Source organism: Streptomyces sp. NK15101 (genome assembly GCF_020400725.1).
In the GTDB taxonomy this organism is placed as follows: domain Bacteria; phylum Actinomycetota; class Actinomycetes; order Streptomycetales; family Streptomycetaceae; genus Streptomyces.
Genome location: NZ_JAINVG010000003.1, coordinates 88,282 through 112,170, shown reverse-complemented (window position 1 = coordinate 112,170; position 23,889 = coordinate 88,282). Strand labels below are relative to the sequence as shown.

Genomic DNA, 23,889 nt, shown 5'->3' with positions numbered 1-23,889 from the left:
GTTGTCATCTCGTTAAGAATTTACTTCTTGACGTCAACGTTGCAGCCGAGTTGACTTCGTGCCACCTCGGCCGCACCGTCGCGGCCTCGTCAGGGAGGCAACCCCACATGAACGCAGTGACGCGTCGTGCCGTCATAGCCACGGCCGCGGTCTCGATGGCCCTCTCGCTCGCCGCCTGCGGCCAGGCCGGTGGCGACGACAGCGGTGACAAGGGCAGCTCGACCAAGATCGGCCTGCTCCTGCCGGAGAACAAGACCTCGCGCTACGAGGCCCTGGACAAGCCCCAGTTCGAGAAGGCCGTGAAGGCCGCCTGTTCCGACTGCGAGATCGTCTACAACAACGCGGTCTCCGACGTCGTGAAGCAGAAGCAGCAGTTCGACCAGCTGATCGCCGACGGCGTCAAGGTCATCGCCCTCGACCCGGTCGACGCGGCCAAGGCCGAGAGCTGGGTCAAGGACGCGAAGGCCAAGGGCGTCAAGGTCGTCGCGTACGACCGCGCCGTCCCGGGCGCCGACGCCTACGTCAGCCACGACAACAACAAGGTCGGCGAGCTCCAGGGCCAGGCCCTGCTGACCGCGCTCGGCGCGAAGGCCGCCACCGCCAACGTCGTGATGATCAACGGCGACGAGAAGGACCCGAACGCCGCCCTGTTCAAGAAGGGCGCCCACACCGCCCTCGACGGCAAGGTCGGCAAGATCGCCTACGAGGCCTCCGGCGAGTGGGACCCGAAGGTCGCGGGCGAGAAGATGTCCGCCGCGATCTCCTCGGTCGGCAAGGACAAGATCGGCGCCGTCTACTCCGCGAACGACGGCATGGCCGGCGGCATCATCACCTCCCTCGAGAACGCCGGCGTCAAGGGCATCCCGGTGGGCGGCCAGGACGCCGAGGTCGCGGGCATCCAGCGCATCATCGCCGGCACCCAGACCTTCACCATCTACAAGTCGCCGCTCCAGCTGGCCCCCGAGGCCGCCAAGTTCGCGGTGAACCTGCTCAAGGGCAAGGAGCTCGGCGCCCAGGGCGAGACGGACGGCGTGCCCTCCACGCTCTTCGCCCCGGTCGTGGTCGACAAGACCAACATCCAGTCCACGGTCGTCAAGGACGGCATCTACAAGGCCGCCGACCTCTGCACGGCGGACCTCGCCGCCAAGTGCGCCGAGCTGGGCATCAAGTAACCCCGCCCGACCCGGCCGGGCCCCGCGAGGGCCCGGCCGGCACGGATCCCGGCGTGAGCCGCCCCCGAAGCGGGCGCCGCACGGCCCCGAGTACAGAGGGTGAAGACCCCCGGTAACAAGGCCGGCGCACGACGCCCGGATCCGTCCCCCAAGCCCGTCCGGCCCCCGGCCGACCCAGACCCCGCTGTCGGTCCGGGGGCCGGACGAGCCCAGCCCCCCTCGAAACTTCGGCGCTGCACCGGCGGCGCGACATGCCGCTGCCCTTCCCCGGGCGGCGAAGGAGTTGGTTCACGTGTCCCAGACGCCCGTGTTGGCGTTGCGCGGGATCTTCAAGCGGTTCGGAGCGGTTCAGGTCCTCTCCGGTGTCGATCTCGAAGTCCACGCAGGAGAGGTCGTCGCGCTCGTCGGCGACAACGGAGCGGGAAAGTCCACGCTGGTCAAGACGATCGCCGGTGTGCACCCCATCGACGAGGGCGTCATCGAGTGGGAGGGCGAGCGCGTCGAGATCCAGCGCCCGCACGACTCCCAGAACCTCGGTGTCGCGACCGTCTACCAGGACCTCGCGCTCTGCGACAACCTCGACGTCGTCGCCAACCTGTTCCTCGGCCGCGAGCTCAAGAAGGGCGGCGTCCTCGACGAGGTCGCCATGGAGAAGCGGGCCAAGGACCTGCTCTCCACGCTCTCCATCCGCATCCCCAGCGTCCGCATCCCCGTCGCCGCCCTCTCCGGCGGCCAGCGGCAGGTCGTGGCCATCGCCCGCGCCCTGGTCGGCAACCCCAAGATCGTGATCCTGGACGAGCCCACCGCCGCGCTCGGCGTCGAGCAGACCGCGCAGGTCCTCGACCTGGTCGAGCGGCTGCGCGAGCAGGGCCTCGGCGTCATCCTCATCAGCCACAACATGGCCGACGTCAAGGCCGTCGCCGACACCGTGGCCGTGCTCCGCCTCGGCCGCAACAACGGCACCTTCCCGGTGGCCACCACCACGCACGAAGAGATCATCGCCGCGATCACCGGTGCCACGGACAACGCCGTGACCCGCCGCCAGGCCCGCAACGCGGAGGTAGCGAAGTGAGCACGACCCCCAGCACCTCCGAGGACACCGTGCCCGAGCCGCGCGCGGGCGAGGAGGCGGCCCCGGCCGCCGCCGCGGTCCCCGCCGTCGACCCCCGCCTCCTCGTCCGCGAGCAGGGCTTCAAGGGCTACGTCGACGAGTTCAAGCGCAAGATCCGCTCGGGTGAGATCGGCTCGCTGCCCGTCGTCGTCGGCCTGATCGTCATCGGCGTCGTCTTCCAGGCCCTCACCGGCAACTTCATCACCTCGTACAACCTCGACCAGATCACGCTGTACGCGGTCGGCCCCGGCATCATGGCCGTCGGCATCGTCTTCGTCCTGCTGCTCGGCGAGATCGACCTCGCCGTCGGCTCCGTGGCGGGCCTGGCAGGCTCGGTCTGGGGCGTCCTCGGCACCGACATGCCCGACGGCCTCGCCATCCTCCTCGGCATCCTGTCCGGCACCCTGATCGGCGCCTTCCACGGCATGGTCTTCGCCAAGATCGGCGTGCCCGCCTTCGTCGTCACCCTCGCCGGCTTCCTCGGCTGGGCCGGTCTGCAGACCTGGGTGATGGGCGACCGGTCGACCATCCCCACCCCGATCGGCAGCTTCGTCGAGGACCTCACCAAGTACTACTTCTCCGACGTCGCCGCCGCCTACGGCCTCGCCGTGGCCGTCATCGCCGGCTTCTACCTCGCCCAGCTGCGCGACTCCCGCCGCCGCAAGGCCGCCGAGCTGCCGCACCGCCCGCAGAGCGAGATCATCCTGCGCACCGCCGTACTCGCGGTCCTGGTCCTCGTCGCCGCGTACGGCTTCAACCAGGAGAAGGGCCTGCCGCTCTCCCTGGTGATCTTCCTGGTGATCCTGCTCGCCACCGACTTCGTCCTGCGCCGCACCACCTACGGCCGTCAGGTCTTCGCGGTCGGCGGCGGCATCGAGGCCGCCCGCCGCGCCGGCATCAACGTGGACTGGATCCGGATCTCGGTCTTCATGATCTCCGGCACGCTGGGCGCCGTCGGCGGTCTCTTCCTCGCCTCCGCGACGGGCGGCGCCGACCGCTCCCTCGGCGGCGGCAACCAGCTGATGATGTGCATCGCGGCGGCGGTCATCGGCGGCACGTCCCTGTTCGGCGGCCGCGGCAAGGTCTGGTCGGCGCTCCTGGGCATCCTGGTCATCCAGTCGATCGTCCAGGGCCTCAACCAGATGAACCTGTCCTCGAACGCGATCCAGTACATGATCACCGGAGCGGTCCTGCTCATCGCCGTGATCATCGACTCGGTCTCCCGCCGCACGCAGAAGACGGCGGGCCGCGCGTAACACCCGTCACAACAGCCCGGCACCGGGAAACCGGTGCCGGGCTGTGGCGCGTCCGGACCAGTGCACGCACGCGTACAGAGCCGTACAGATCAGCGGATTGTCGGCCGTGAGGGTGACGCCCCACCCCCCGGCCCGATGCCCACGATCCAAGACGGAACATTAGACTCGACAAATCGGCAAGCTCGACCAGCTCAAAGCAAGGAGGAACGGGTGGCTCTGCTGACCCGTATCAGGGGACCGCGAGATCTGGACCGGCTCTCCCCGGAACAGCTGGACCAGCTGGCCGACGAGATCAGGACGTTCCTCGTGGACGCCGTCTCCAAGACCGGCGGGCACCTCGGCCCCAACCTCGGCGTGGTCGAGCTGACCATCGCCCTGCACCGGGTGTTCGACTCCCCGAAGGACAAGGTCCTCTGGGACACCGGCCACCAGAGCTACGTCCACAAGCTCCTCACCGGGCGCCAGGACTTCTCGAAGCTCAAGATGAAGGGCGGCCTCTCCGGCTACCCCTCGCAGGCCGAGTCCGAGCACGACGTCATCGAGAACTCGCACGCCTCCACCGTCCTCGGCTGGGCCGACGGCCTGGCCAAGGCGAACGAGGTCCTGAAGAAGGACGACCACGTCGTCGCGGTCATCGGCGACGGCGCCCTCACCGGCGGCATGGCCTGGGAGGCGCTGAACAACATCGCCGCCGCCAAGGACCGCCCGCTCGTCATCGTCGTCAACGACAACGAGCGCTCCTACGCGCCCACCATCGGCGGCCTCGCCAACCACCTGGCCACCCTGCGCACCACCGACGGCTACGAGCGCTTCCTCGCCCGCGGCAAGGACATCCTGGAGCGCACCCCGGTCGTCGGGAAGCCGCTCTACGAGACCCTGCACGGCGCCAAGAAGGGCCTCAAGGACTTCATCGCCCCGCAGGGCATGTTCGAGGACCTCGGCCTCAAGTACGTCGGCCCCATCGACGGCCACGACATCGAGGCCCTGGAGTCCGCCCTCACGCGCGCCAAGCGCTTCGGCGGCCCGGTGATCGTCCACTGCCTCACCGAGAAGGGCCGCGGCTACCAGCCCGCCCTCCAGGACGAGGCCGACCGCTTCCACGCCGTCGGCAAGATCCACCCCGACACCGGCCTGCCCATCGCCTCCTCCGGCGCCGACTGGACCTCGGTCTTCGGCGAGGAGATGGTGGCGCTCGGCAAGGAGCGCGAGGACATCGTCGCCATCACCGCGGCCATGCTCCAGCCCGTCGGCCTCGACAAGTTCGCCAAGGCCTTCCCCGAGCGGGTCTTCGACGTCGGCATCGCCGAGCAGCACGGCGCGGTCTCCGCGGCCGGCCTCGCCACCGGCGGCCTCCACCCGGTCTTCGCGGTCTACGCGACCTTCCTCAACCGCGCCTTCGACCAGGTCCTGATGGACGTGGCCCTGCACAAGTGCGGCGTCACCTTCGTCCTGGACCGGGCCGGCGTCACCGGCACCGACGGCGCCTCGCACAACGGCATGTGGGACATGTCGATCCTCCAGGTCGTGCCCGGCCTGCGGCTCGCCGCCCCGCGCGACGCCGACCAGGTCCGCGCCCAGCTGCGCGAGGCCGTCGAGGTCACCGACGCCCCGACCGTGGTGCGCTTCTCCAAGGGCGCGGTCGGCCCGGCCGTCCCCGCCGTGCGCCGCGTCGGCGGCATGGACGTGCTCCGCGAGGCCGACAGCGAGCGGCCGGACGTCCTCCTGGTCTCCGTGGGCGCCCTCGCGCCGATGTGCCTGGAGATCGCCGACCTGCTCGACAAGCAGGGCATCTCCACCACCGTCGTCGACCCCCGCTGGGTCAAGCCGGTCGACGAGGCGCTCGCCCCGCTGGCCGAGCGCCACCGGGTCGTCGTCACCGTCGAGGACAACAGCCGCGTCGGCGGCGTCGGCTCCGCCGTCGCCCAGGCGCTGCGCGACGCCGGTGTGGACGTACCGCTGCGTGACTTCGGCATCCCGCCGCGCTTCCTGGACCACGCCTCCCGCAGCGAGGTCCTGGCCGAGATCGGGCTGACCGCTCCGGACATCGCGCGCCAGGTCACCGGTCTGGTCTCCCGGCTCGACGGACGCTTCGAGAGCAGCGCCAAGGCCGTGGAGCCCGCCCGCGACTGACGGACCACCGTCACGAGCCGTCACCATTGGGCCGGTCGGATCACTCTTCGGAGTGCCGACCGGCCCTTTCGCGTGCATTCTGGCCACAGGGCGGGCAGCCCCATGGCAGGGAGGTGGACGTGAGTACGGACCAGCAGCCACGCGCCAATACCGGAATGTTCCGGACCAAGACGGTCGAGCAGTCGATCCGCGACACGGAGGAGCCGGAGCACGCGCTCCGGAAATCCCTGTCGGCCTGGGACCTGACGGTGTTCGGCGTCGGCGTCATCATCGGCACCGGCATCTTCGTCCTCACCGGCAAGGTCGCCAAGGAGAACGCGGGGCCGGCCACCGCCCTCGCCTTCGTCGCCGCGGGCATCGTCTGCGCCCTCGCCGCGCTGTGCTACGCCGAGTTCGCCTCGACGGTTCCGGTGGCGGGATCGGCGTACACCTTCGCGTACGCCTCGATCGGCGAGCTGCCCGCCTGGATCATCGGCTGGGACCTGGTCCTGGAGTTCGCCCTCGGCACGGCGGTGGTCGCCGTCGGCTGGTCGGGGTACGTCAGATCCCTGATGGACAACGTCGGCTGGCACCTGCCGTCCTCGCTCGAGGGCCCGGACGTCGCGGGCGGCACCTTCGACATCCTGGCGTTCCTGCTCGTCCTCGTGCTGACCGTCGTCCTCGTCCTCGGCATGAAGCTCTCCGCCCGGATCACCGCGGTCGTCGTCGCGATCAAGGTGACCGTGGTGATGATCGTGATCATCGCCGGTCTGTTCTTCATCGTCGGCGACAACTACAAGCCCTTCATCCCGAAGGCCGTCACCCCCGAGGGCGGCGGCGACAACTGGAACTCCCCGCTGGTCCAGACGATCTTCGGCTACGACCCGACGAACTTCGGCGTCATGGGCATCTTCACCGCCGCCTCCGTGGTCTTCTTCGCCTTCATCGGCTTCGACGTGGTGGCCACCGCCGCGGAGGAGACCAAGCTGCCGCAGCGGGACATGCCCCGGGGCATCCTCGGCTCGCTCTTCATCTGCACCGTGCTGTACGTGGCCGTCGCCCTCGTCGTCACCGGCATGCAGCACTACACGAAGCTGTCCGTGAGCGCCCCGCTCGCCGACGCCTTCAAGGCGGTGGGACATCCGTTCTACGCGGGCGTGATCAGCTTCGGCGCCGCCGTAGGCCTCACCACAGTCTGTCTGATCCTGCTGCTCGGCCAGACCCGCGTCTTCTTCGCGATGAGCCGCGACGGCCTGCTGCCGCGCTTCTTCTCCGTCACGCACCCCCGGTTCAGGACCCCGTACCGGCCGACCATCCTGCTCGGTGTGGTCATCGCCATCGTCGCCGGCTTCACCAGCATCAACGAGCTGGCGACCCTGGTGAACATCGGCACCCTCTTCGCCTTCGTCGTCGTCGCCATCGGCGTCATGGTGCTCCGCCGCACCCGCCCCGACCTGCCGCGCGCCTTCCGCACCCCCTGGGTGCCGGTGCTGCCGATCCTCTCCATCGCCGCCTCGCTCTGGCTCATGCTCAACCTGCCGGGCGAGACCTGGTTCCGGTTCGCCGTCTGGATGGTGATCGGCTTCGTCGTGTACTTCCTGTACGGGCGCGGTCACAGCCGGCTCGGCAAGCAGGGCCGGGACGCCCGGTACTGAGCGGCCCGGGGCCGTGGGGCCCCGGGCGCGGCGGAGACCGTCCGGGAGGGCGACTACAGTCGGTTCGTACCCGAACTCCTCCCGACGACCGGAGTGCTGGATCCCCCCATGGCGAATCGATCCCACGCCCCCACCGACCGTTCTCACGGCCCCGCCGCCCCCGTGCTCCAGGGCGGCTGGCTGACCAGAGGGGAGGAGGGCCGGTTCAGCGCCTACCTGCCCCGGGACGGCGAGGTGGTGCGCTGGACCGAGGAGCCCGGTGGCGGCTGGAGCGGCCCCGTCTCCCTCGGCGGCGACGGCCTGACCCCCTTCCTCGCCGTCGGCCAGGGCGCCGACCGCTACGTCCACCTCGTCGGCCTGCGGCCGACGGGCGGGGACGAGGGACACGTCGAGCTGGTGCACGCCGTCCAGTTCCAGACGGGCCGTCCGGCGGCCGCCTGGCGGCCCCTGGGGCACTCGAACGGCAAGGGCCCCTGGACCGGCAACCCCGCCGTCGCCGTGGACGCCCAGGGCCGCGTCTACGCCTTCGTACGGAACGGCGGCGGCGGCATCAGCGTCCGCGCGCAGAAGGACGTGGGCGGCTGGCACCCCTGGTGGGACCTGAAGGGTTCCAAGACCGACCCCTCGCCGGTCGCCGTCACCAACGGCTCCGGTCTCGTCGAGCTGTACAGCTCGCACGCCCAGGGCCTCGTCCGCTACGTGCAGCGCGAAGCCGGGGCGAAGCCGCTCCGCGAGGAACTCCTGCCCGCCTCGGTGACCATGGGCACCCTCGCGGCCGTGACCGGGCCCTCCGGGCACGTGACGCTCTTCTACCTCGACCAGGAGGGCCAGGTCACCGCCTGGTCGCCGGAGCGCTCCCTGCAGCCCACGCCGCTGGGCAAGGCCGTCGGCACCGGCCGGCTGTCCGCCACCCGCTGTCTCATCGACGGCTTCGACTGCACGGTCCTCGCCCAGCAGTCCGAGGACGGCCGGCTCGCCCTCGCCGCCTACCCCAGCGAGCAGGAGGCGGAGGGCCTGAACTGGTCGGAGACCGGGGAGCGGCACGGGAACCTGGAAGCAGTCCTCACCCGGGGCCTCGACGGCGGCCTGGTCGCGATGGCCGTCGCCGACGGGCGCACGCCGGTCACCACCCGTCAGAAGGTGGGAGCCGAGGGGCTGCTGCTCGAAGGCTGGCGCTCCATAGGGTGAGTCCGCCCCCCTGACGTACGAGGAACGGCCCCGGCACCTGGGAAGGTGCCGGGGCCGTTCCTCGTACGCCCTGAGGTGTTACGCCGGGACGCTCGCCACGCCCTGCGCCAGGAAACGCTTGCCGTTGACGCGCTCGGAGACGCCCTCACGGTCCAGGTACGGCGTGATGCCGCCCAGGTGGAAGGGCCAGCCCGCACCGGTGATCAGGCAGAGGTCGATGTCCTGCGCCTCGGCGACGACACCCTCCTCCAGCATGAGGCCGATCTCCTGCGCCACCGCGTCGAGGACGCGGTCGCGGACCTGCTCCTCCGTCAGGACGGTGTCGCCCTGCTTCAGGAGCGCGGCGACCTCGGGGTCGAGCTCCGGCTTGAAGCCGTTCTCCGGCTTGTAGACGTAGAAGCCGCGCTTGCCGGCCTCGACGACGGCCTTCAGGTTGGGGGAGACCTTGAAGCGCTCCGGGAAGGCGCGGTTCAGGGTCTCGGAGACGTGCAGGCCGATGGCCGGGCCGACGAGCTCCAGGAGGACCAGCGGGGACATCGGCAGGCCGAGCGGCTCGACGGCCTTCTCCGCGGTCTCGACGGAGGTGCCCTCGTCGATGACGTTCTGGATCTCGCCCATGAAGCGGGTCAGGATGCGGTTCACGACGAACGCCGGGGCGTCCTTGGTGAGGACCGCGGTCTTCTTCAGCTTCTTGGCGACGCCGAAGGCGGTGGCCAGGGAGGCGTCGTCGGTCCGCTCGCCCTTGACGATCTCCAGGAGCGGGAGGACCGCGACCGGGTTGAAGAAGTGGAAGCCGACCACGCGCTCCGGGTGCTGGAGCTTGGACGCCATCTCGGAGACCGACAGCGAGGAGGTGTTGGTGGCGAGGATCGCGTGCGCCGGGGCGACGGCCTCGACCTCCGCGAACACCTTCTGCTTGACGGACATCTCCTCGAACACGGCCTCGATGATGAAGTCCGCGTCCGCGAAGCCCTCGGCCTTGTCCAGGACGCCGGAGACCAGGCCCTTGAGGCGGTTGGCCTTGTCCTGGTTGATGCGGCCCTTGCCGAGCAGCTTGTCGATCTCGCCGTGGACGTAGCCCACGCCCTTGTCGACGCGCTCCTGGTCGATGTCGGTCAGGACGACCGGCACCTCGAGGCGGCGCAGGAAGAGCAGGGCGAGCTGGGAGGCCATCAGACCGGCACCGACGACACCGACCTTGGTGACCGGGCGGGCCAGGGACTTGTCCGGGGCGCCGGCCGGGCGCTTGCCGCGCTTCTGCACCAGGTTGAAGGCGTAGATGCCGGAGCGCAGCTCGCCGCCCATGATCAGGTCCGCGAGGGCCTGGTCCTCGGCGTCGAAGCCCTTCTGCAGGTCGCCGTCCTTGGCGGCCTCGATGATGTCGAGGGCGCGGTAGGCGGCCGGGGCGGCGCCGTGCACCTTGGAGTCGGCGACGGCGCGGCCCTTGGCGACGGCCTGGTCCCAGGCCTCGCCGCGGTCGACCTCGGGACGGTCCACGGTGACGTCGCCCTTGAGGACCGAGGCGGTCCAGAGCAGCGACTGCTCCAGGAAGTCGGCACCCTCGAAGAGGGCGTCGGCGATGCCGAGCTCGAAGACCTGCTTGCCCTTGAGCTGGCGGTTCTGGTTGAGCGAGTTCTCGATGATGACCGAGACGGCCTTCTCGGCACCGATCAGGTTCGGCAGGATGGCGCAGCCGCCCCAGCCGGGCACCAGGCCGAGGAAGACCTCGGGCAGCGAGAAGGCCGGCAGGGCCTTCGACACGGTGCGGTAGGTGCAGTGCAGACCGACCTCGACGCCGCCGCCCATGGCCGCGCCGTTGTAGTACGCGAAGGTCGGCACGGCGAGCGCGGAGAGACGCTTGAAGACGTCGTGGCCGCCCTTGCCGATGGCGAGCGCCTCGTCGTGCTTCTTGAGCAGCTCGACGCCCTTGAGGTCGGCGCCGACGGCGAAGATGAACGGCTTGCCGGTGATGCCGACGCCGACGATCTCACCGTTCGCGGCTTCGGCCTCGACCTGGTCGATCGCCGTGTTCAGGTTGGCGAGGGACTGCGGGCCGAAGGTGGTCGGCTTGGTGTGGTCGAAGCCGTTGTCCAGCGTGATCAGCGCGAACCGGCCGGCGTTCGCCGGGAGTTCGAAGTGCCGTACGTGGGCCGAGGTGACTACCTCGTCCGGGAAGAGCTCGGCGGCGCCCTTCAGAAGCTCGGCGGTGGTGCTCACTTGCCCTCCCAGTGGGGGTTCTCCCAGATGACCGTCGCGCCCATGCCGAAGCCGACGCACATGGTGGTGAGGCCGTAACGGACCTGCGGGTTCTCCTCGAACTGGCGGGCCAGCTGCGTCATCAGACGGACGCCGGAGGAGGCGAGCGGGTGGCCGTAGGCGATGGCGCCGCCGTACTGGTTGACGCGGGCGTCGTCGTCGGCGATGCCGTAGTGCTCCAGGAACGCGAGGACCTGGACCGCGAAGGCCTCGTTGATCTCGAAGAGGTCGATGTCCTCGATGGACAGACCGGCCTTGGCGAGGGCCTTCTCGGTGGCCGGGATCGGGCCGTAGCCCATGACCTCGGGCTCCACGCCGGCGAAGGCGTAGGAGACGAGGCGCATCTTGACCGGGAGACCGTTCTCGCGGGCGAAGTCCTCGGAGGCGATGATCGAGGCGGTGGCGCCGTCGTTGAGGCCGGCCGCGTTGCCCGCGGTGACGTTGCCGTGGACGCGGAACGGCGTCTTCAGGTTCGCCAGCGACTCCAGGGTGGTGCCCGGGCGCATCGGCTCGTCGGCGGTGACCAGGCCCCAGCCGGTCTCGCCGGTGGAGGCGTCGGTGCGGCGCACCGAGATCGGCACCAGGTCCTGCTGGATCTTGCCGTCGGCGTACGCCTTGGCGGCCTTCTCCTGCGAGCGCACGGCGTACTCGTCGGCGCGCTGCTTGGTGATGGTGGGGTAGCGGTCGTGCAGGTTCTCGGCGGTCATGCCCATGAAGAGGGCGGACTCGTCGACCAGCTTCTCGCTGACGAACCGCGGGTTCGGGTCGACGCCCTCGCCCATGGGGTGGCGGCCCATGTGCTCGACGCCACCGGCGATGACGGCGTCGTACGCGCCGAAGGCGATCGAACCGGCGAGGCTCGTCACGGCCGTGAGGGCACCGGCGCACATGCGGTCGATGGAGTAGCCCGGCACCGACTGCGGCAGCCCGGCGAGGATGCCCGCCGTGCGGCCGAGGGTCAGGCCCTGGTCGCCGATCTGCGTGGTCGCGGCGATGGCGACCTCGTCGATCTTCGCGGGGTCGAGGCCCGGGTTGCGGCGCAGCAGCTCCCGGATGGCCTTCACGACGAGGTCGTCGGCGCGGGTCTCGTGGTAGATGCCCTTCGGGCCCGCCTTGCCGAACGGGGTGCGGACGCCGTCGACGAAGACGACGTCCCTGACGGTACGAGGCACGATGGCTCTCCTCCAGGGTGCGGGATGGCACTGCTGCTGCGGCCCACGCCTAAGCGTGCGCTTGCTTCCCCCCATGCTACTTGTGGGTAACCAGGCTGCCCACCCCTTGAGGGCCAAGCGGTGAAGGTCACATCCCGCACCCGTCGCGCGCCCCCTCCGCGCGCCCCTCCGTTGGGACGGTCCGGCAACCCGATGGGCTCAGGCGGGCGGCCGTGGCCTGGCGTCCGTCCACCGTCCGGAAGACGCTGGCCGGGCCGGGGCGCGCGGCCTCGGCCCTCCCACACGGAAGGGACTTCCATGGCGAAGGTCATCACCACCGACCACTGGGTCTGGCACACGTCCACCGTCCCCGCGAACGAGGGCGAGGAGGTCGAGCTCTTCGTACGGGAACGCAACGGCACGCCCGAGGGCCAGGAACGCAAGCCGGTCCTCATGCTCCACGGCCGGAGCGTCCCGACGCTCCCGGGCTTCGACCTCCGGTACAAGACGTACAGCTGGTCAGGGGCGCTGGCGCAGGCCGGCTACGACGTCTTCATGATGGACCTCCAGGGCTCCGGCCTCTCGGCACGGCCCACGATGGACGACCCCCACAACGTCAATCCCAACCAGCAGAACCTGCTCACGCCGCGGCCGCCGGGATTCACGCCTGGTGGCCAGCTGAACTACCCGTACCAGCTGAACAACTCGTACAGCGACTGGGACGAGCTGCACACCGTCGTGGAGTTCATCCGCGGGCTGTGCGGGGCGGACAAGGTCGCCTTCATCGGCTGGTCCGCCGCCGCGTTCTGGATGGGGCCGTACGCGGTCAAGAACCCCGACAAGGTCGAGAGCCTGTTCCTGCTGGCGCCGATCTTCCCGGCCGAGGGCAGTCCGAACCCGCCGGCCTCGCTGCCGGCGCCGGGCTTCCCGACCAACCTCAGCACGAAAGGCGGACTGTCCTCCCCGGCCGGCTGGGGCGGCGAACTGCTCTGCGAGGGTCAGCGTGAGGACGGCATCGTCGACGTGGTCTGGGACGCGCTCCAGAAGAGCGATCCGGTCGGCAGCGTCTGGGGAGGCATCGACGGGCTCAGCCGGTTCAGGAGCTTCACCCGGTGGGGATGGAACAAGGCCACCGCGGCGCAGGACGAGGTGCTCGGCGGAAGCGTGCCCGTACTGATCGTGTACGGGGAGCACGACAAGCAGGCGAACACGAAACCGCCCAACCCCAACCCGGAACTCAACTTCTCGGTCCCCGCGCTGTACCACTCCGTCGCGGGCGCCCACAAGCTGATGGTCAAGCTGGCCTGCGCCGGGCATTCCGTGCCGTGGGAGGTCCAGCACAAGAACGTGCACGAACTCTCGAAGCACTGGCTCAAGCACCTCAAGGTCGACGGCAAGACCCAGGGCGTCTTCGACATGGACGTCGACGGCAACCTCAGCCCGGCCCCGTAGGAAGGGGAGAGCCCCCGGCGCCTCTCGGGGCGCCGGGGGCTCTCCCGACCCGGTCACGCGCTCGCCGACAGCGCCTTCACGAGCAGCGGGGTCACCAGTTCCACCTGCCACGGGCGGGCGCCGTAGCCCGTGAGGGCGGCGGCGACCGTCTCCGGGGTGCCCGGCGACGGCGGCTCCCAGCAGACCCGGCGCACGGTGTCCGGGGTGATCAGGTTCTCCTGCGGGAGGTTCAGCTCCTCCGCGAGCGCCGAGACCGCCGCGCGCGCCGCCGAGAGGCGGGCCGCCGCGACCGGGTCCTTGTCCGCCCAGGCGCGCGGCGGGGGCGGGCCCGCGACCTGCTGGCCCGGCTGGGGCAGCTCGCTCTCCGGCAGGGCCCTGGCGCGGTCCACGGCGGCCTGCCACTGCTCCAGCTGACGGCGGCCCATCCGGTTGCCGAAGCCGGGCAGCGCGGTGAGCGCGGCCACGTTCACCGGCACCGCGAGCGCCGCCTCCACGATCGCCGCGTCGCTCAGCACCTTGCCGGGGGAGACGTCGCGCCGCTGGGCGACCTTGTCACGGGCCGTCCACAGCTCCCGCACGACCGCCATCTGACGCCGGCGGCGCACCTTGTGCATGCCGGAGGTGCGGCGCCACGGGTCCTTGCGCGGCGGGGCGGGCGGGGCCGAGGCGATCGCGTCGAACTCCTGGCGGGCCCACTCCAGCTTGCCCTGCCGGTCGAGCTCCTTCTCCAGGGCGTCGCGCAGGTCGACGAGGAGTTCGACGTCGAGCGCCGCGTACCGCAGCCACGGCTCGGGCAGCGGGCGGGTGGACCAGTCGACCGCGGAGTGGCCCTTCTCCAGGGCGTAGCCGAGGACGGACTCGACCATCGCGCCGAGGCCGACCCGCGGGAAGCCCGCCAGGCGCCCGGCGAGCTCGGTGTCGAAGAGGGAGGTGGGGAGCATGCCTATGTCGCGCAGGCACGGGAGGTCCTGGGTCGCGGCGTGCAGGATCCATTCGGCCCCGGCGAGCGCCTCGCCGAGCCCCGAGAGGTCGGGGCAGCCGACGGGGTCGATGAGCGCGGTGCCCGCGCCCTCGCGGCGGAGCTGGACGAGATAGGCGCGCTGGCCGTAGCGGTAGCCGGAGGCGCGCTCGGCGTCCACGGCCACGGGACCGCTTCCGGCGGCGAACGCGGCGATCACCCCGGCGAGGGCCTCCGCGGTCTCGACGACGGGCGGAATCCCCTCACGGGGCTCCAGCAACGGGATCGGAAGCCCATTCGCAGGGACATCGTCGTCCGGGGGGCCGCCCCCGGTGGTGCGCAGTGCTGTGTCTGCTGCGGTCTCTTGGGCGTCGGTCACGTGTCAAGGGTATCGGTCGACGGCAAGCGCCTGCCGACGGAACGTTCCGTCGGCAGGCGCGGGCCCGGGTCCACCGGCCGTCAGTGGATGATCCCCGTCCGCAGGGCCACCGCGACCATGCCGGCGCGGTCACCGGTGCCCAGCTTGCGGGCGATGCGGGCGAGGTGGCTCTTGACGGTGAGGGCGGAGAGGCCCATGGAGACGCCGATCGCCTTGTTCGACTGGCCCTCCGCGACGAGCCGCAGCACCTCGACCTCACGGCCGGAGAGCTCGCGGTAGCCGCCCGGGTGGCTCGGGGCACCCGGGGGGCGGCGGTGGCCGAGGCGGGCCGCCGCGGCGCCGATGGGGGCGGCGCCGGGGCGGGTCGGGTGGCCGATGTTGGTCCGGGTGCCGGTGACGACGTAGCCCTTCACGCCGCCCGCCAGGGCGTTGCGCACGGCGCCGATGTCGTCGGCGGCCGAGAGGGCGAGGCCGTTGGGCCAGCCCGCCGCGCGGGTCTCGGACAGCAGGGTCAGGCCGCTGCCGTCGGGCAGGTGGACGTCGGCAACGCAGATGTCGCGCGGGTTGCCGACGCGGGGACGGGCCTCCGCGATGGACGAAGCCTCGATCACGTCGCGTACTCCAAGGGCCCACAGGTGGCGGGTCACGGTGGAACGGACGCGCGGATCGGCCACGACGACCATGGCCGTCGGCTTGTTCGGGCGGTAGGCGACCAGGCTTGCGGGCTGCTCGAGGAGAACGGACACCAGGCCTCCTGGGGGGAAGGGTGCGGGACGGAGCCGGCTCGGGGAAGAAGCCGGGGGCGAACCCGTGCTGTGAAGGGGTCACTGACTCCTTCGGCAGCAGGGCCGCCCGCCTTTAGGGAAAGATCACGATTTGGTGAGTAACAATTAGGGCAATTCGGACGCGTGATCGATCATCCTACGAGCGGCCCCCGCGTCGTCACCCCCACGAGGGAGCGCCGGGGCACCCTTCCGAAGGAGCCCGCGGGCCGCACCGGTTCCCCCACCCGCGGGCCGCGCCGGGCCCCTCGCCCGCGGGCCGCGCCGGGCCCCTCGCCCGCGGGCCGCGCCGGGACCCCTCGGGCCCCTGCGGCCCCGCCGGAACCCCTCAGGCCCCCTGAGGCCCCCGCCGCTGGGGCAGCGAGACGACGCCCGCCCCCGTCACCGTCCCCGATCCCGGGTCCGCCGGCGCGGGCGGCAGTCCCGCGATCTGGCAGAGCAGGTCGCACCAGGCCGCCAGGTGCGCCCCCGTGTCCGGCACCCCGCCCAGGCCCTCGCGCGGGGTCCAGGACGCCCGGATCTCGATCTGGGTGGCCGGCCTGCGGTCGGCGAGCCCGCCGAAGTAGTGCGAGCCCGCCATCGTCACGGTCCCGCTCGCCTCCCCGTACAGGAGCCCCCGCGCCTCCATCGCCCCGGTCAGCCAGGACCAGCAGACCTCGGGCAGCAGCGGGTCCGCCGCCATCTCCGGCTCCAGCTCCGCCCGAACCAGGGTCACCAGGCGGAACGTGCCCTTCCAGGCCTCGTGGCCGTCCGGATCGTGCAGCAGCACGAGCCGCCCGTCCGCCAGGTCCTCCTCGTCCTCCACGACGGCCGCCTCCACCGCGTACGCGTACGGGGCGAGCCGCTGCGGCGGCCTGGTCGGGTCGATCTCGATCTCGGACCGCAGCCTCGCCGAGCGCAAGGCCTCCACCGCCCGCCGGAACGCGGGCGGAACCCGGTCCGCCTCCGTACTGTCCGCCGTTTCGTCCGTCCCTCGATCGCCGTCGGATTGATCGGAAAAATGTCCCTGAGCCGCAGCCATGCGGGGAAGAGTAGGCGGAACGGGGCCTCCGTGCAGGGAGGACACCCGGCCCGGACGAGCGGCTTCCCGCCGCATGCGAAGATTTGGGCGTGAGTGCCACGGACAGCCCGCAGGGCCAGCAGACGAAGCAGCAGTCGCGGACGTACGACTCCGCGTTCCTCAAGGCATGCCGGCGCGAGCCGGTGCCCCACACCCCCGTCTGGTTCATGCGACAGGCCGGGCGCTCCCTCCCCGAGTACCTGAAGGTCCGCGAGGGCATCCCCATGCTCGAGTCGTGCATGCGGCCCGAGCTGGTCACCGAGATCACGCTCCAGCCGGTCCGGCGCCACAAGGTCGACGCCGCCATCTACTTCAGCGACATCGTCGTCCCGCTCAAGGCCATCGGCCTCGACCTCGACATCAAGCCCGGCGTCGGCCCGGTCGTCGCCGACCCGATCCGCACCCGCGCCGACCTCGACCGGCTGCGCGACCTGACCCCCGAGGACGTCCACTACGTCACCGAGGCCATCGGCATGCTCACCGAGGAGCTGGGCGACACCCCGCTCATCGGCTTCGCCGGCGCGCCTTTCACCCTCGCGAGCTACCTCGTCGAGGGCGGCCCGTCGCGCAGCCACGAGCACACCAAGGCGCTCATGTACGGCGACCCGCAGCTCTGGGCCGACCTGCTCGACCGCCTGGCCGAGATCACCTCGGCCTTCCTCAAGGTCCAGATCGAGGCCGGCGCCTCCGCCGTGCAGCTCTTCGACTCCTGGGTCGGCGCCCTCGCCCCGGCCGACTACCGCCGCTCGGTGATGCCCGCCTCCACCAAGGTCTTCGACGCGGTCGCCTCCTACGGCGTCCCGCGCATCCACTTCGGCGTCGGTACGGGCGAGCTGCTCGGCCTGATGGGCGAGGCCGGCGCGGACGTCGTCGGCGTCGACTGGCGCGTCCCGCTCGACGAGGCCGCCCGCCGCGTCGGCCCCGGCAAGGCCCTCCAGGGAAACCTGGACCCGGCCGTGCTCTTCGCCTCGCGCGAGGTCGTGGAGGCCAAGACGGACGAGGTCCTGGCCGCCGCCGAGGGGCTGGAGGGGCACGTCTTCAACCTGGGCCACGGCGTCATGCCGGCGATGGACCCGGACGCGCTGAGCCGTCTCGTCGAGTACGTGCACACGCGGACGGCTCGCTGAGGCGAGCCGCCCGCGCGGCGGACGTCGGGTGCGCTCAGAACTCGCAGTTGATGGGCGGCCTGCCCGTGTTCACCCGGCAGACGTCGAAGCCGTCGCCGCCGTTGGCCGTGCCGTTGTTGACGTTGACCTTGAGGTAGTCGTTGCCCGTCCCGCCGCGGACGATCCCGCCGGAGGTCAGCAGGCCGTCGACGACGAGGTAGTCCGAGTCGGTGTTGCCCTCGATGAGGCCGCTGACCGTCACGTTCGACCGGGACGTGATGTAGTCGCGGCCCGCGCCGCCGGTGACGGTGCCGAGGACCGGGCCGGTCAGCACGATGTAGTCGTCGCCGCCGAGGCCGTTGACCGCGTTGCCGGCGGCCACCTCCGAGCACACGATGTAGTCCGGGCCGGCGGTGCCGTTCACCACTCCCATGGGGTCGGGGGTGACGGAGGCCCCGTTGAGGGTGCACGTCGTCGCCGCCTGGGCGGGGGTGGCCGTCAGGACGATGGGGGCGAGGACGAGGGAGGCGGCGCAGAGCGCACGCACGCTGTGTCTGATCATGTGAAGAGTCACGCATGGTGACGCGATGCGTGCAAGTCGTCACCATGCGTGAGTCCGCCGCTCGGGTCAGCCCGCCGCCCGAACGGCCGCCGACGCCTTCCGCGCCGCGATCAGCACCGGGTCCCACACCGGCGAGAACGGCGGCGCGTACCCCAGGTCCAGGGCCGTCATCGCCTCCACCGTCATCCCCGCCGTGAGCGCCACCGCCGCGACGTCCACCCGCTTCGCCGCGCCCTCCCGGCCCACGATCTGCACCCCGAGCAGCCGGCCCGTGCGCCGCTCGGCCAGCATCTTCACCGTCATCGGCGCGGCCCCCGGGTAGTAGCCCGCCCGGCTCGTCGACTCGACCGTCACCGCCACGAACCGCAGGCCCACCTCCCGGGCGTCCTTCTCCCGCAGGCCCGTCCGCGCGATCTCCAGGTCGCACACCTTCGACACCGCGGTGCCCACGACACCCGGGAAGGTCGCGTAACCGCCGCCCACGTTGGCGCCGATCACCTGACCGTGCTTGTTCGCGTGCGTGCCGAGCGCCACGTGCCGCTCCCGGCCCGAGACCAGGTCCAGCACCTCCACGCAGTCGCCGCCGGCCCAGATGTTCCCGTGGCCCCGGACCCGCATCGACAGATCGGTGAGCAGCCCGCCGTACGCCCCGAGGGGCAGCCCCGCCGCCCGCGCGAGCGAGGTCTCCGGCTCCACGCCCGTGCCGAGCACCACCACGTCCGCCGGGTACTCGTCCGCCTCCGTCGCCACCGCCCGCACCCGGCCGTCCGGACCCGTCAGGACCTTCGTCACCGGCGCCGAGACGACCGTCCTGATGCCGAGACCGTCCATCGCCCGGTGCACGAGCCGCCCCATGTCCGGGTCGAGGGTCGCCATCGGCTGCTCGCCCCGGGTCAGCACCGTCACCTCGTAGCCCCGCCTCAGCAGGGCCTCCGCCATCTCCACCCCGATGTACCCGGCGCCCACGACGACCGCCCGCCGCCCCGGCGTCGCGGACAGCGAGTCGATCAGCGCCTGGCCGTCGTCGAGGGTCTGCACCCCGTGCACCCCGGGCGCGTCGATCCCGGGCAGCGGCGGGCGCAGCGGCCGGGCCCCGGTCGCGATCACCAGCTTGTCGAAGCCCGTCCAGGCCTCCGTGCCCGCCTCCAGGTCCCGCGCGCGGACCCGCTGCCCCGCGACGTCGATCTCCGTCACCTCGGTCCGCGTCCGCAGGCCGATGTCACGGGCCCGGTGCTCCTCGGGGGAGCGCGCGACCAGCTCCCCCCGCTCGGCCACGTCCCCGCCGACCCAGTACGGGATGCCGCATGCCGAGTACGAGGAGAAGCGCCCGCGTTCGAAGGCGACGATCTCCAGCTCCCCGGGAGACCTGAGCCTGCGCGCCTGCGACGCGGCGGACATGCCCGCCGCGTCGCCACCGATGACCACCAGTCGTTCGCTCATGGGGGAGACGCTACTTCTCGGGGTCCTCCCGGGGCCGCGGGGGCTTCGGCGCCCCGGGGGCCACGGCGGCTCCGGCGGCGTTCCGAGGGGTGTCCGGCAGGGTGGGGGCGGGGGCCTCCGGCCGGGGACGGGCCGCGAGGCGCGGGCGGACCAGACGGCGCCACAGGACGAAGAGGACCAGGGCGACCGCGAGCCACGGGGCGAGGGCGGTCAGGACGATCCCGATCCAGGCCGCCGAGCCCACCAGCGCGTCCCAGCCGCCGCTCAGGGCGTCCCCGAAGCCGGGGCGGCCCTCCTCCCGCTCCCGTGCCGACGGCTTCTCCTCCTCGGAGAGCCACAGGGTGATCGTCGCCATCGTCGTCCGGTCGCTCAGCGAGGCCCGCTGGGCGAGCAGCGCCTCCAGGTCCGCCTGACGGCGACTCAGCTCGCCCTCCAGGGTCACCACGTCGGACAGCTTCTCCGCCCGGTCCATCAGGGCCCGCACCCGCGCCACGCTCGCCCGCTGGGTGGCGATCCGGCTCTCCACGTCCACCACCTGGTCGGTGACGTCCTTGGCTTCCGCCTTGCGGTCGAGGAGCTTCCCGGTGCCCGCGAGCTCGGTGAGGACGGAGTCGTACCGCTCCTGCGGCACCCGCAGCACGACCCGCGAGGTGAGGCGCGCGTCGTCGACGCGCTCCGTCGACTCGCTCTCCACGCGCCCGCCCACGTCCGTCGCCACCCGGCGGGCCGCGGCCAGGGCCTTCGCCGCGTCCTTCACCTCCACGGAGAGCTCGGCGGTCCGGATGACGTGCTGCCGGGCCGGCGTCTTCGGGGCGGGCTTCCCGGCGGCTCCCGCGCCGCCCTCGGCCGCCGAGCCGTCCGCGGCGCCCCTGTCGGCGGGCTTCGCCGCCGCCGCGCCCCCCTTGGCGTCCGCGCCCGTGTCCGTGGCGCCCGCGCCGCAGCCGGCCAGGGCCAATGAGGCCGCCAGCAGGACCGCGGCCGTCGTTCTCGTTCTTGCTGCCCGCACGAGGATCCCCCCAGGGTGGTGACGAGTGATGCCCCTTGGACGTACGAGCCCTCGGGGCGGGTTGCCCTCCGGCGGTAGCGATGCGGTCACGGTCCGGCCTCGGAACGGGAGCGGGCGGGCGATTTGAGAGAGTGGTGCCATGAACGCGGACACCACGGGACACCACGCAGGGCCTCACGCCGTCGTCGCCGGAGGCGGGATCGCCGGCCTCGCGGCCGCCCACCGACTGGCCCTCGCCGGCCACCGGGTGACCCTCCTCGAAGCGGACGGCCGGCTCGGCGGCAAGCTCCTCGCCGGGGAGATCGCGGGCGCGCCCGTCGACCTCGGCGCCGAGTCCCTGCTCGCCCGCCGCCCCGAGGCCGTCGCCCTCGCCCGGGCCGTCGGCCTCGGCGACCGGCTCCAGGCCCCCGCGACGACCACCGCGTCCGTCTGGTCCCGGGGCGAGCTGGTCCCCATGCCCAAGGGGCACGTCATGGGCGTCCCCGGCGACCCCGCCGCCGTCGAGGGGCTCCTCTCCGCGGAGGGCGTGCGCCGCATCGGCGGCGACCTGGAGCTGCCGCCGACCGAGATCGGCGAGGACATCGCCATCGGCGCGTACGTCGCCGCGCGCATGGGCCACGAGGTCGTGGACCGGCTCGTCGAACCCCTCCTCGGCGGGGTGTACGCCGGTGACGCCCACCGCATCTCGATGAAGGCAGCCGTCCCCGCCCTCTTCGAGGCCGCCCGCGCCCACCCCACGCTCACCGCCGCCGTCCACGCCGTCCAGCGGGCCGGCGCCGCCACCCCCACCGACGCGGCGGGCGCCGCCACCGGCCTGGGCGGCGCGGCCTTCCTCGGCATCGAGGGCGGCATCGGCACCCTCCCCGGCGCGGTCGCCGACGCGATCCGCGCCGCCGGCGGCGAGATCCTCACCGGGACCCCCGTGGACGCGCTGGTCCGCACCGGCGCCACCGGCTGGCGGGTCGTGACCCCGCACCGGACCTTCGACGCCGACGCCGTCGTCCTCGCCACCCCCGCCGGCACCGCCGCCGGACTCCTCGGCGGGCACGCCCCGGCCGCCGCCGCCGAGCTCGACGCGATCGACTACGCCTCCATGGCCCTGATCACCCTCGCCTTCCGCCGCTCCGACGTGCCCGCCCTGGAAGGCTCCGGTTTCCTCGTGCCGCCCGTCGACGGCCACACCATCAAGGCCTCCACGTTCTCCGGCCGGAAGTGGCGGTGGGTCTCCGACAGCGCCCCCGACCTGTTCGTGCTGCGCACCTCCGTCGGCCGCCACGGCGAGGAGGCCCAGGTCCACCGCGAGGACTCCGACCTCGTCGACGCCTCCCTCAAGGACCTCGCCGCCGCCACCGGCCTCTCCGCCCGCCCGGTCGCGAGCACGGTCACCCGCTGGACCGGCGGCCTGCCCCAGTACCCGGTCGGCCACCTCGCCCGCGTCGCCCGCGTCCGCGCGGCCGTCGCCGCCCTCCCCGGACTGCGGCTCGCGGGCGCCGCGTACGACGGAGTCGGCATCCCCGCCTGCATCGCCTCGGCCCACCGCGCGGCCGACGAGATCATCGCCACGTCGGGAACGGGGCACCCCGGTGCGGGGCACTCCTCGTGACGGGCGAGAATAGGCGTATGAGTGCGCCCGAAAAGATCCCGAACGCCGGTAAGAAGGCGAAGGACCTCAACGAGGTCATCCGCTACACCCTGTGGTCCGTCTTCAAGCTGCGCGACGTTCTCCCCGAGGACCGCGGCGGTTACGCCGACGAGGTCCAGGAGCTGTTCGACCAGCTCGCGGCCAAGGACATCACGATCCGCGGCACGTACGACCTCTCCGGTCTGCGCGCCGACGCCGACGTCATGATCTGGTGGCACGCCGAGACGAGCGACGAGCTCCAGGAGGCGTACAACCTCTTCCGCCGCACCAAGCTGGGGCGCGCCCTGGAGCCGGTCTGGTCGAACATGGCGCTGCACCGCCCCGCCGAGTTCAACAAGTCGCACATCCCGGCCTTCCTGGCCGACGAGAACCCGCGCGACTACGTCTCGGTGTACCCCTTCGTGCGCTCCTACGACTGGTACCTGCTGCCGGACGAGGACCGCCGCCGCATGCTCGCCGACCACGGCAAGATGGCCCGCGGCTACCCCGACGTCCGCGCCAACACGGTCGCCTCCTTCTCGCTCGGCGACTACGAGTGGCTCCTCGCCTTCGAGGCCGACGAGCTGCACCGCATCGTCGACCTCATGCGCCACCTGCGCGCCTCCGAGGCGCGGATGCACGTCCGCGAGGAGGTCCCGTTCTTCACCGGTCGCCGCAAGAGCGTCGCCGACCTGGTGGCGGGCCTGGCCTGACGGCCGTGTGAAACCTGGTGGCGCGCCCGGCTCCCGGCCGGGCGCGCCACCCCTTGACCCGGAAGATCAGACGGCGGGCGGCAGCATTGCCCGTCGCTCCAGCGACACCGGGTCCGGCTCCGGGTGCGGCGCGCGTCACGCGCGCCGCACCGGCGTCATTTCCGGGACCTTTCAGGACTTCAGGGCCGCGCGGAGTTCCGGCTCCAGTACGGAGGGACCGCGCGTCGCGAGGGCCGTCAGCGGATCGGCCGGCGACAGCCCGGAGAGCAGCCGCTGCCCGGCCGGGGACGCCCATCGGGTGTACGGGTACACCTCGGTGCGCCCGATCAGCAGGCAGAGCCCCGACCCGACCAGCGGCAGCGCGAAACCGGCGAGGACCGGGGCCCGTTCGCCCGCCGGCACCAGGAGCGCCGCGACCGTCCCGAGCGCCAGGGTCAGCAGGAACCCCGTCCGCACGGCGCGCACCCCGGCGGCGAGCTCCCGGCGCCCTTCCTCGGACACGGCGAGGCCCCGCTCGACGAGGCCGTCCGCGAGGCGCCGTACGGGCTCGGCGGCGGCGACCACCGGACGGACGGCGGGGATCGGCGACTGCCCGACGGGCCCGATCGCACCGAGCACCGCGCGCTCGATCGGGTCTCCGTCACCCGTGGCGTCCACGACCGTCGCCCAGCCGGTGCGGGCGAGCAGCACCCGCCTCGTCCGGTGCATCGACACCAGGGTCAGGTCGGTGACCCGCAGCGGCCCCCCGGCGAGGTAGGCCGCCTCGCGGAGGGTGAGCTCGTCCGTGCCCCCGGGCGTCCCGTCGGGCCGGGCGGTGGCGAGCGAGGCACGGCAGACCCGCGCGCAGCCGATGCCGGCGGCCGTGAACGCCACGAGGAGGAGCGGAACCCAGAGCATGTCCCGGTTGTACGG

19 protein-coding genes are annotated in these 23,889 nt (G+C 72.2%); 10 read left to right on the top strand and 9 right to left on the bottom strand.

What is annotated here, in order from left to right; all coding sequences use genetic code 11:
- Positions 1–107: 107 nt before the first annotated feature.
- From K7G60_RS02600 to K7G60_RS02575, 6 genes are all read left to right on the top strand, one after another.
- Positions 108–1,172, top strand: coding sequence for a sugar ABC transporter substrate-binding protein (locus K7G60_RS02600; RefSeq protein WP_225799119.1), 1,065 nt, complete (start codon positions 108–110; stop codon positions 1,170–1,172).
- Between the two features lie 283 nt (positions 1,173–1,455).
- On the top strand, positions 1,456–2,244 hold the full coding sequence (locus K7G60_RS02595; protein WP_225799118.1) for an ATP-binding cassette domain-containing protein: 789 nt from the start codon (positions 1,456–1,458) through the stop codon (positions 2,242–2,244).
- Positions 2,241–3,539 carry a sugar ABC transporter permease gene (locus K7G60_RS02590; protein ID WP_374115567.1) on the top strand — a complete coding sequence of 433 codons (1,299 nt, stop codon included), beginning with the start codon at positions 2,241–2,243 and terminating at the stop codon, positions 3,537–3,539. The genes K7G60_RS02595 and K7G60_RS02590 overlap by 4 nt, the downstream gene beginning before the upstream one ends.
- A 210-nt stretch (positions 3,540–3,749) precedes the next feature.
- A complete protein-coding gene (gene dxs, locus K7G60_RS02585) occupies positions 3,750–5,669 on the top strand; it encodes a 1-deoxy-D-xylulose-5-phosphate synthase (protein ID WP_225799117.1) in 1,920 nt (639 codons plus the stop codon).
- Between the two features lie 155 nt (positions 5,670–5,824).
- The gene (locus K7G60_RS02580) at positions 5,825–7,303 is read left to right on the top strand and encodes an amino acid permease (protein ID WP_263985433.1); all 1,479 of its coding nucleotides are present in this window, start codon (positions 5,825–5,827) and stop codon (positions 7,301–7,303) included.
- A 108-nt stretch (positions 7,304–7,411) separates the two neighbouring features.
- Positions 7,412–8,491: a hypothetical protein gene (locus tag K7G60_RS02575; RefSeq protein ID WP_225799115.1), complete on the top strand. Its 1,080-nt coding sequence runs from the start codon at positions 7,412–7,414 to the stop codon at positions 8,489–8,491.
- A 78-nt stretch (positions 8,492–8,569) separates the two neighbouring features.
- On the opposite strand, the gene K7G60_RS02570 is transcribed toward K7G60_RS02575, so the two are convergent.
- Together K7G60_RS02570 and K7G60_RS02565 are read right to left on the bottom strand one after the other, a co-directional pair.
- Positions 8,570–10,708 carry a 3-hydroxyacyl-CoA dehydrogenase NAD-binding domain-containing protein gene (locus K7G60_RS02570; RefSeq protein WP_225799114.1) on the bottom strand — a complete coding sequence of 713 codons (2,139 nt, stop codon included), beginning with the start codon at positions 10,706–10,708 and terminating at the stop codon, positions 8,570–8,572.
- Entirely contained in the window at positions 10,705–11,919 is a 1,215-nt protein-coding gene (locus K7G60_RS02565) for an acetyl-CoA C-acyltransferase (RefSeq protein WP_225799113.1), read from the bottom strand. The genes K7G60_RS02570 and K7G60_RS02565 overlap by 4 nt, the downstream gene beginning before the upstream one ends.
- A 297-nt stretch (positions 11,920–12,216) precedes the next feature.
- On the opposite strand from K7G60_RS02565, the gene K7G60_RS02560 reads away from it, so the two are divergent.
- Positions 12,217–13,350, top strand: coding sequence for an alpha/beta hydrolase (locus K7G60_RS02560; RefSeq protein ID WP_225799112.1), 1,134 nt, complete (start codon positions 12,217–12,219; stop codon positions 13,348–13,350).
- A 53-nt stretch (positions 13,351–13,403) separates the two neighbouring features.
- Here the strand turns inward: K7G60_RS02560 and K7G60_RS02555 are convergent, their stop codons facing one another.
- From K7G60_RS02555 to K7G60_RS02545, 3 genes are all read right to left on the bottom strand, one after another.
- Entirely contained in the window at positions 13,404–14,687 is a 1,284-nt protein-coding gene (locus tag K7G60_RS02555) for a ribonuclease D (protein ID WP_225799111.1), read from the bottom strand.
- An 80-nt stretch (positions 14,688–14,767) separates the two neighbouring features.
- Positions 14,768–15,433, bottom strand: a complete 666-nt coding sequence (locus tag K7G60_RS02550; RefSeq protein WP_015037008.1) for a response regulator transcription factor — start codon at positions 15,431–15,433, stop codon at positions 14,768–14,770.
- A 364-nt stretch (positions 15,434–15,797) separates the two neighbouring features.
- Positions 15,798–16,490 (bottom strand): DUF3000 domain-containing protein, encoded by a 693-nt coding sequence (locus K7G60_RS02545; RefSeq protein ID WP_225799110.1) that lies wholly within the window; start codon positions 16,488–16,490, stop codon positions 15,798–15,800.
- An 89-nt stretch (positions 16,491–16,579) separates the two neighbouring features.
- Between K7G60_RS02545 and hemE the strand changes: the two genes are divergently transcribed.
- Positions 16,580–17,656, top strand: coding sequence for a uroporphyrinogen decarboxylase (gene hemE, locus K7G60_RS02540; protein WP_225799109.1), 1,077 nt, complete (start codon positions 16,580–16,582; stop codon positions 17,654–17,656).
- Between the two features lie 34 nt (positions 17,657–17,690).
- Here the strand turns inward: hemE and K7G60_RS02535 are convergent, their stop codons facing one another.
- The 3 genes from K7G60_RS02535 to K7G60_RS02525 form a co-directional block, all read right to left on the bottom strand.
- Positions 17,691–18,197 carry a hypothetical protein gene (locus K7G60_RS02535; protein ID WP_225799108.1) on the bottom strand — a complete coding sequence of 169 codons (507 nt, stop codon included), beginning with the start codon at positions 18,195–18,197 and terminating at the stop codon, positions 17,691–17,693.
- 66 nt (positions 18,198–18,263) lie between these two features.
- Positions 18,264–19,637: an FAD-dependent oxidoreductase gene (locus K7G60_RS02530; protein ID WP_225799107.1), complete on the bottom strand. Its 1,374-nt coding sequence runs from the start codon at positions 19,635–19,637 to the stop codon at positions 18,264–18,266.
- 10 nt (positions 19,638–19,647) lie between these two features.
- Positions 19,648–20,643, bottom strand: a complete 996-nt coding sequence (locus K7G60_RS02525) for a DUF4349 domain-containing protein (RefSeq protein WP_225799106.1) — start codon at positions 20,641–20,643, stop codon at positions 19,648–19,650.
- A gap of 139 nt (positions 20,644–20,782) precedes the next feature.
- Here K7G60_RS02525 and hemG point away from each other — a divergent pair, with 139 nt between their 5' ends.
- Both hemG and hemQ read left to right on the top strand, forming a co-directional pair.
- Positions 20,783–22,246 (top strand): protoporphyrinogen oxidase, encoded by a 1,464-nt coding sequence (gene hemG / locus K7G60_RS02520; protein WP_225799105.1) that lies wholly within the window; start codon positions 20,783–20,785, stop codon positions 22,244–22,246.
- A gap of 17 nt (positions 22,247–22,263) precedes the next feature.
- A complete protein-coding gene (gene hemQ / locus K7G60_RS02515; RefSeq protein WP_030690075.1) occupies positions 22,264–22,977 on the top strand; it encodes a hydrogen peroxide-dependent heme synthase in 714 nt (237 codons plus the stop codon).
- 171 nt (positions 22,978–23,148) lie between these two features.
- Here hemQ and K7G60_RS02510 read toward each other — a convergent pair whose 3' ends face one another.
- Positions 23,149–23,874, bottom strand: coding sequence for a TIGR04222 domain-containing membrane protein (locus K7G60_RS02510; protein WP_225799104.1), 726 nt, complete (start codon positions 23,872–23,874; stop codon positions 23,149–23,151).
- Between the last annotated feature and the right edge of the window lie 15 nt (positions 23,875–23,889).

Bases quoted from the DNA above. Each gene is read 5' to 3' on its own strand.
- K7G60_RS02510 (WP_225799104.1), bottom strand. From the start codon at position 23,874: ATGCTCTGGGTTCCGCTCCTCCTCGTGGCGTTCACGGCCGCCGGCATC.
- K7G60_RS02530 (WP_225799107.1), bottom strand. From the start codon at position 19,637: ATGAGCGAACGACTGGTGGTCATCGGTGGCGACGCGGCGGGCATGTCC.
- K7G60_RS02535 (WP_225799108.1), bottom strand. From the start codon at position 18,197: ATGATCAGACACAGCGTGCGTGCGCTCTGCGCCGCCTCCCTCGTCCTC.
- K7G60_RS02575 (WP_225799115.1), top strand. From the start codon at position 7,412: ATGGCGAATCGATCCCACGCCCCCACCGACCGTTCTCACGGCCCCGCC.
- K7G60_RS02580 (WP_263985433.1), top strand. From the start codon at position 5,825: ATGTTCCGGACCAAGACGGTCGAGCAGTCGATCCGCGACACGGAGGAG.
- hemQ (WP_030690075.1), top strand. From the start codon at position 22,264: ATGAGTGCGCCCGAAAAGATCCCGAACGCCGGTAAGAAGGCGAAGGAC.
- hemG (WP_225799105.1), top strand. From the start codon at position 20,783: ATGAACGCGGACACCACGGGACACCACGCAGGGCCTCACGCCGTCGTC.
- K7G60_RS02600 (WP_225799119.1), top strand. From the start codon at position 108: ATGAACGCAGTGACGCGTCGTGCCGTCATAGCCACGGCCGCGGTCTCG.
- K7G60_RS02560 (WP_225799112.1), top strand. From the start codon at position 12,217: ATGGCGAAGGTCATCACCACCGACCACTGGGTCTGGCACACGTCCACC.
- K7G60_RS02545 (WP_225799110.1), bottom strand. From the start codon at position 16,490: ATGGCTGCGGCTCAGGGACATTTTTCCGATCAATCCGACGGCGATCGA.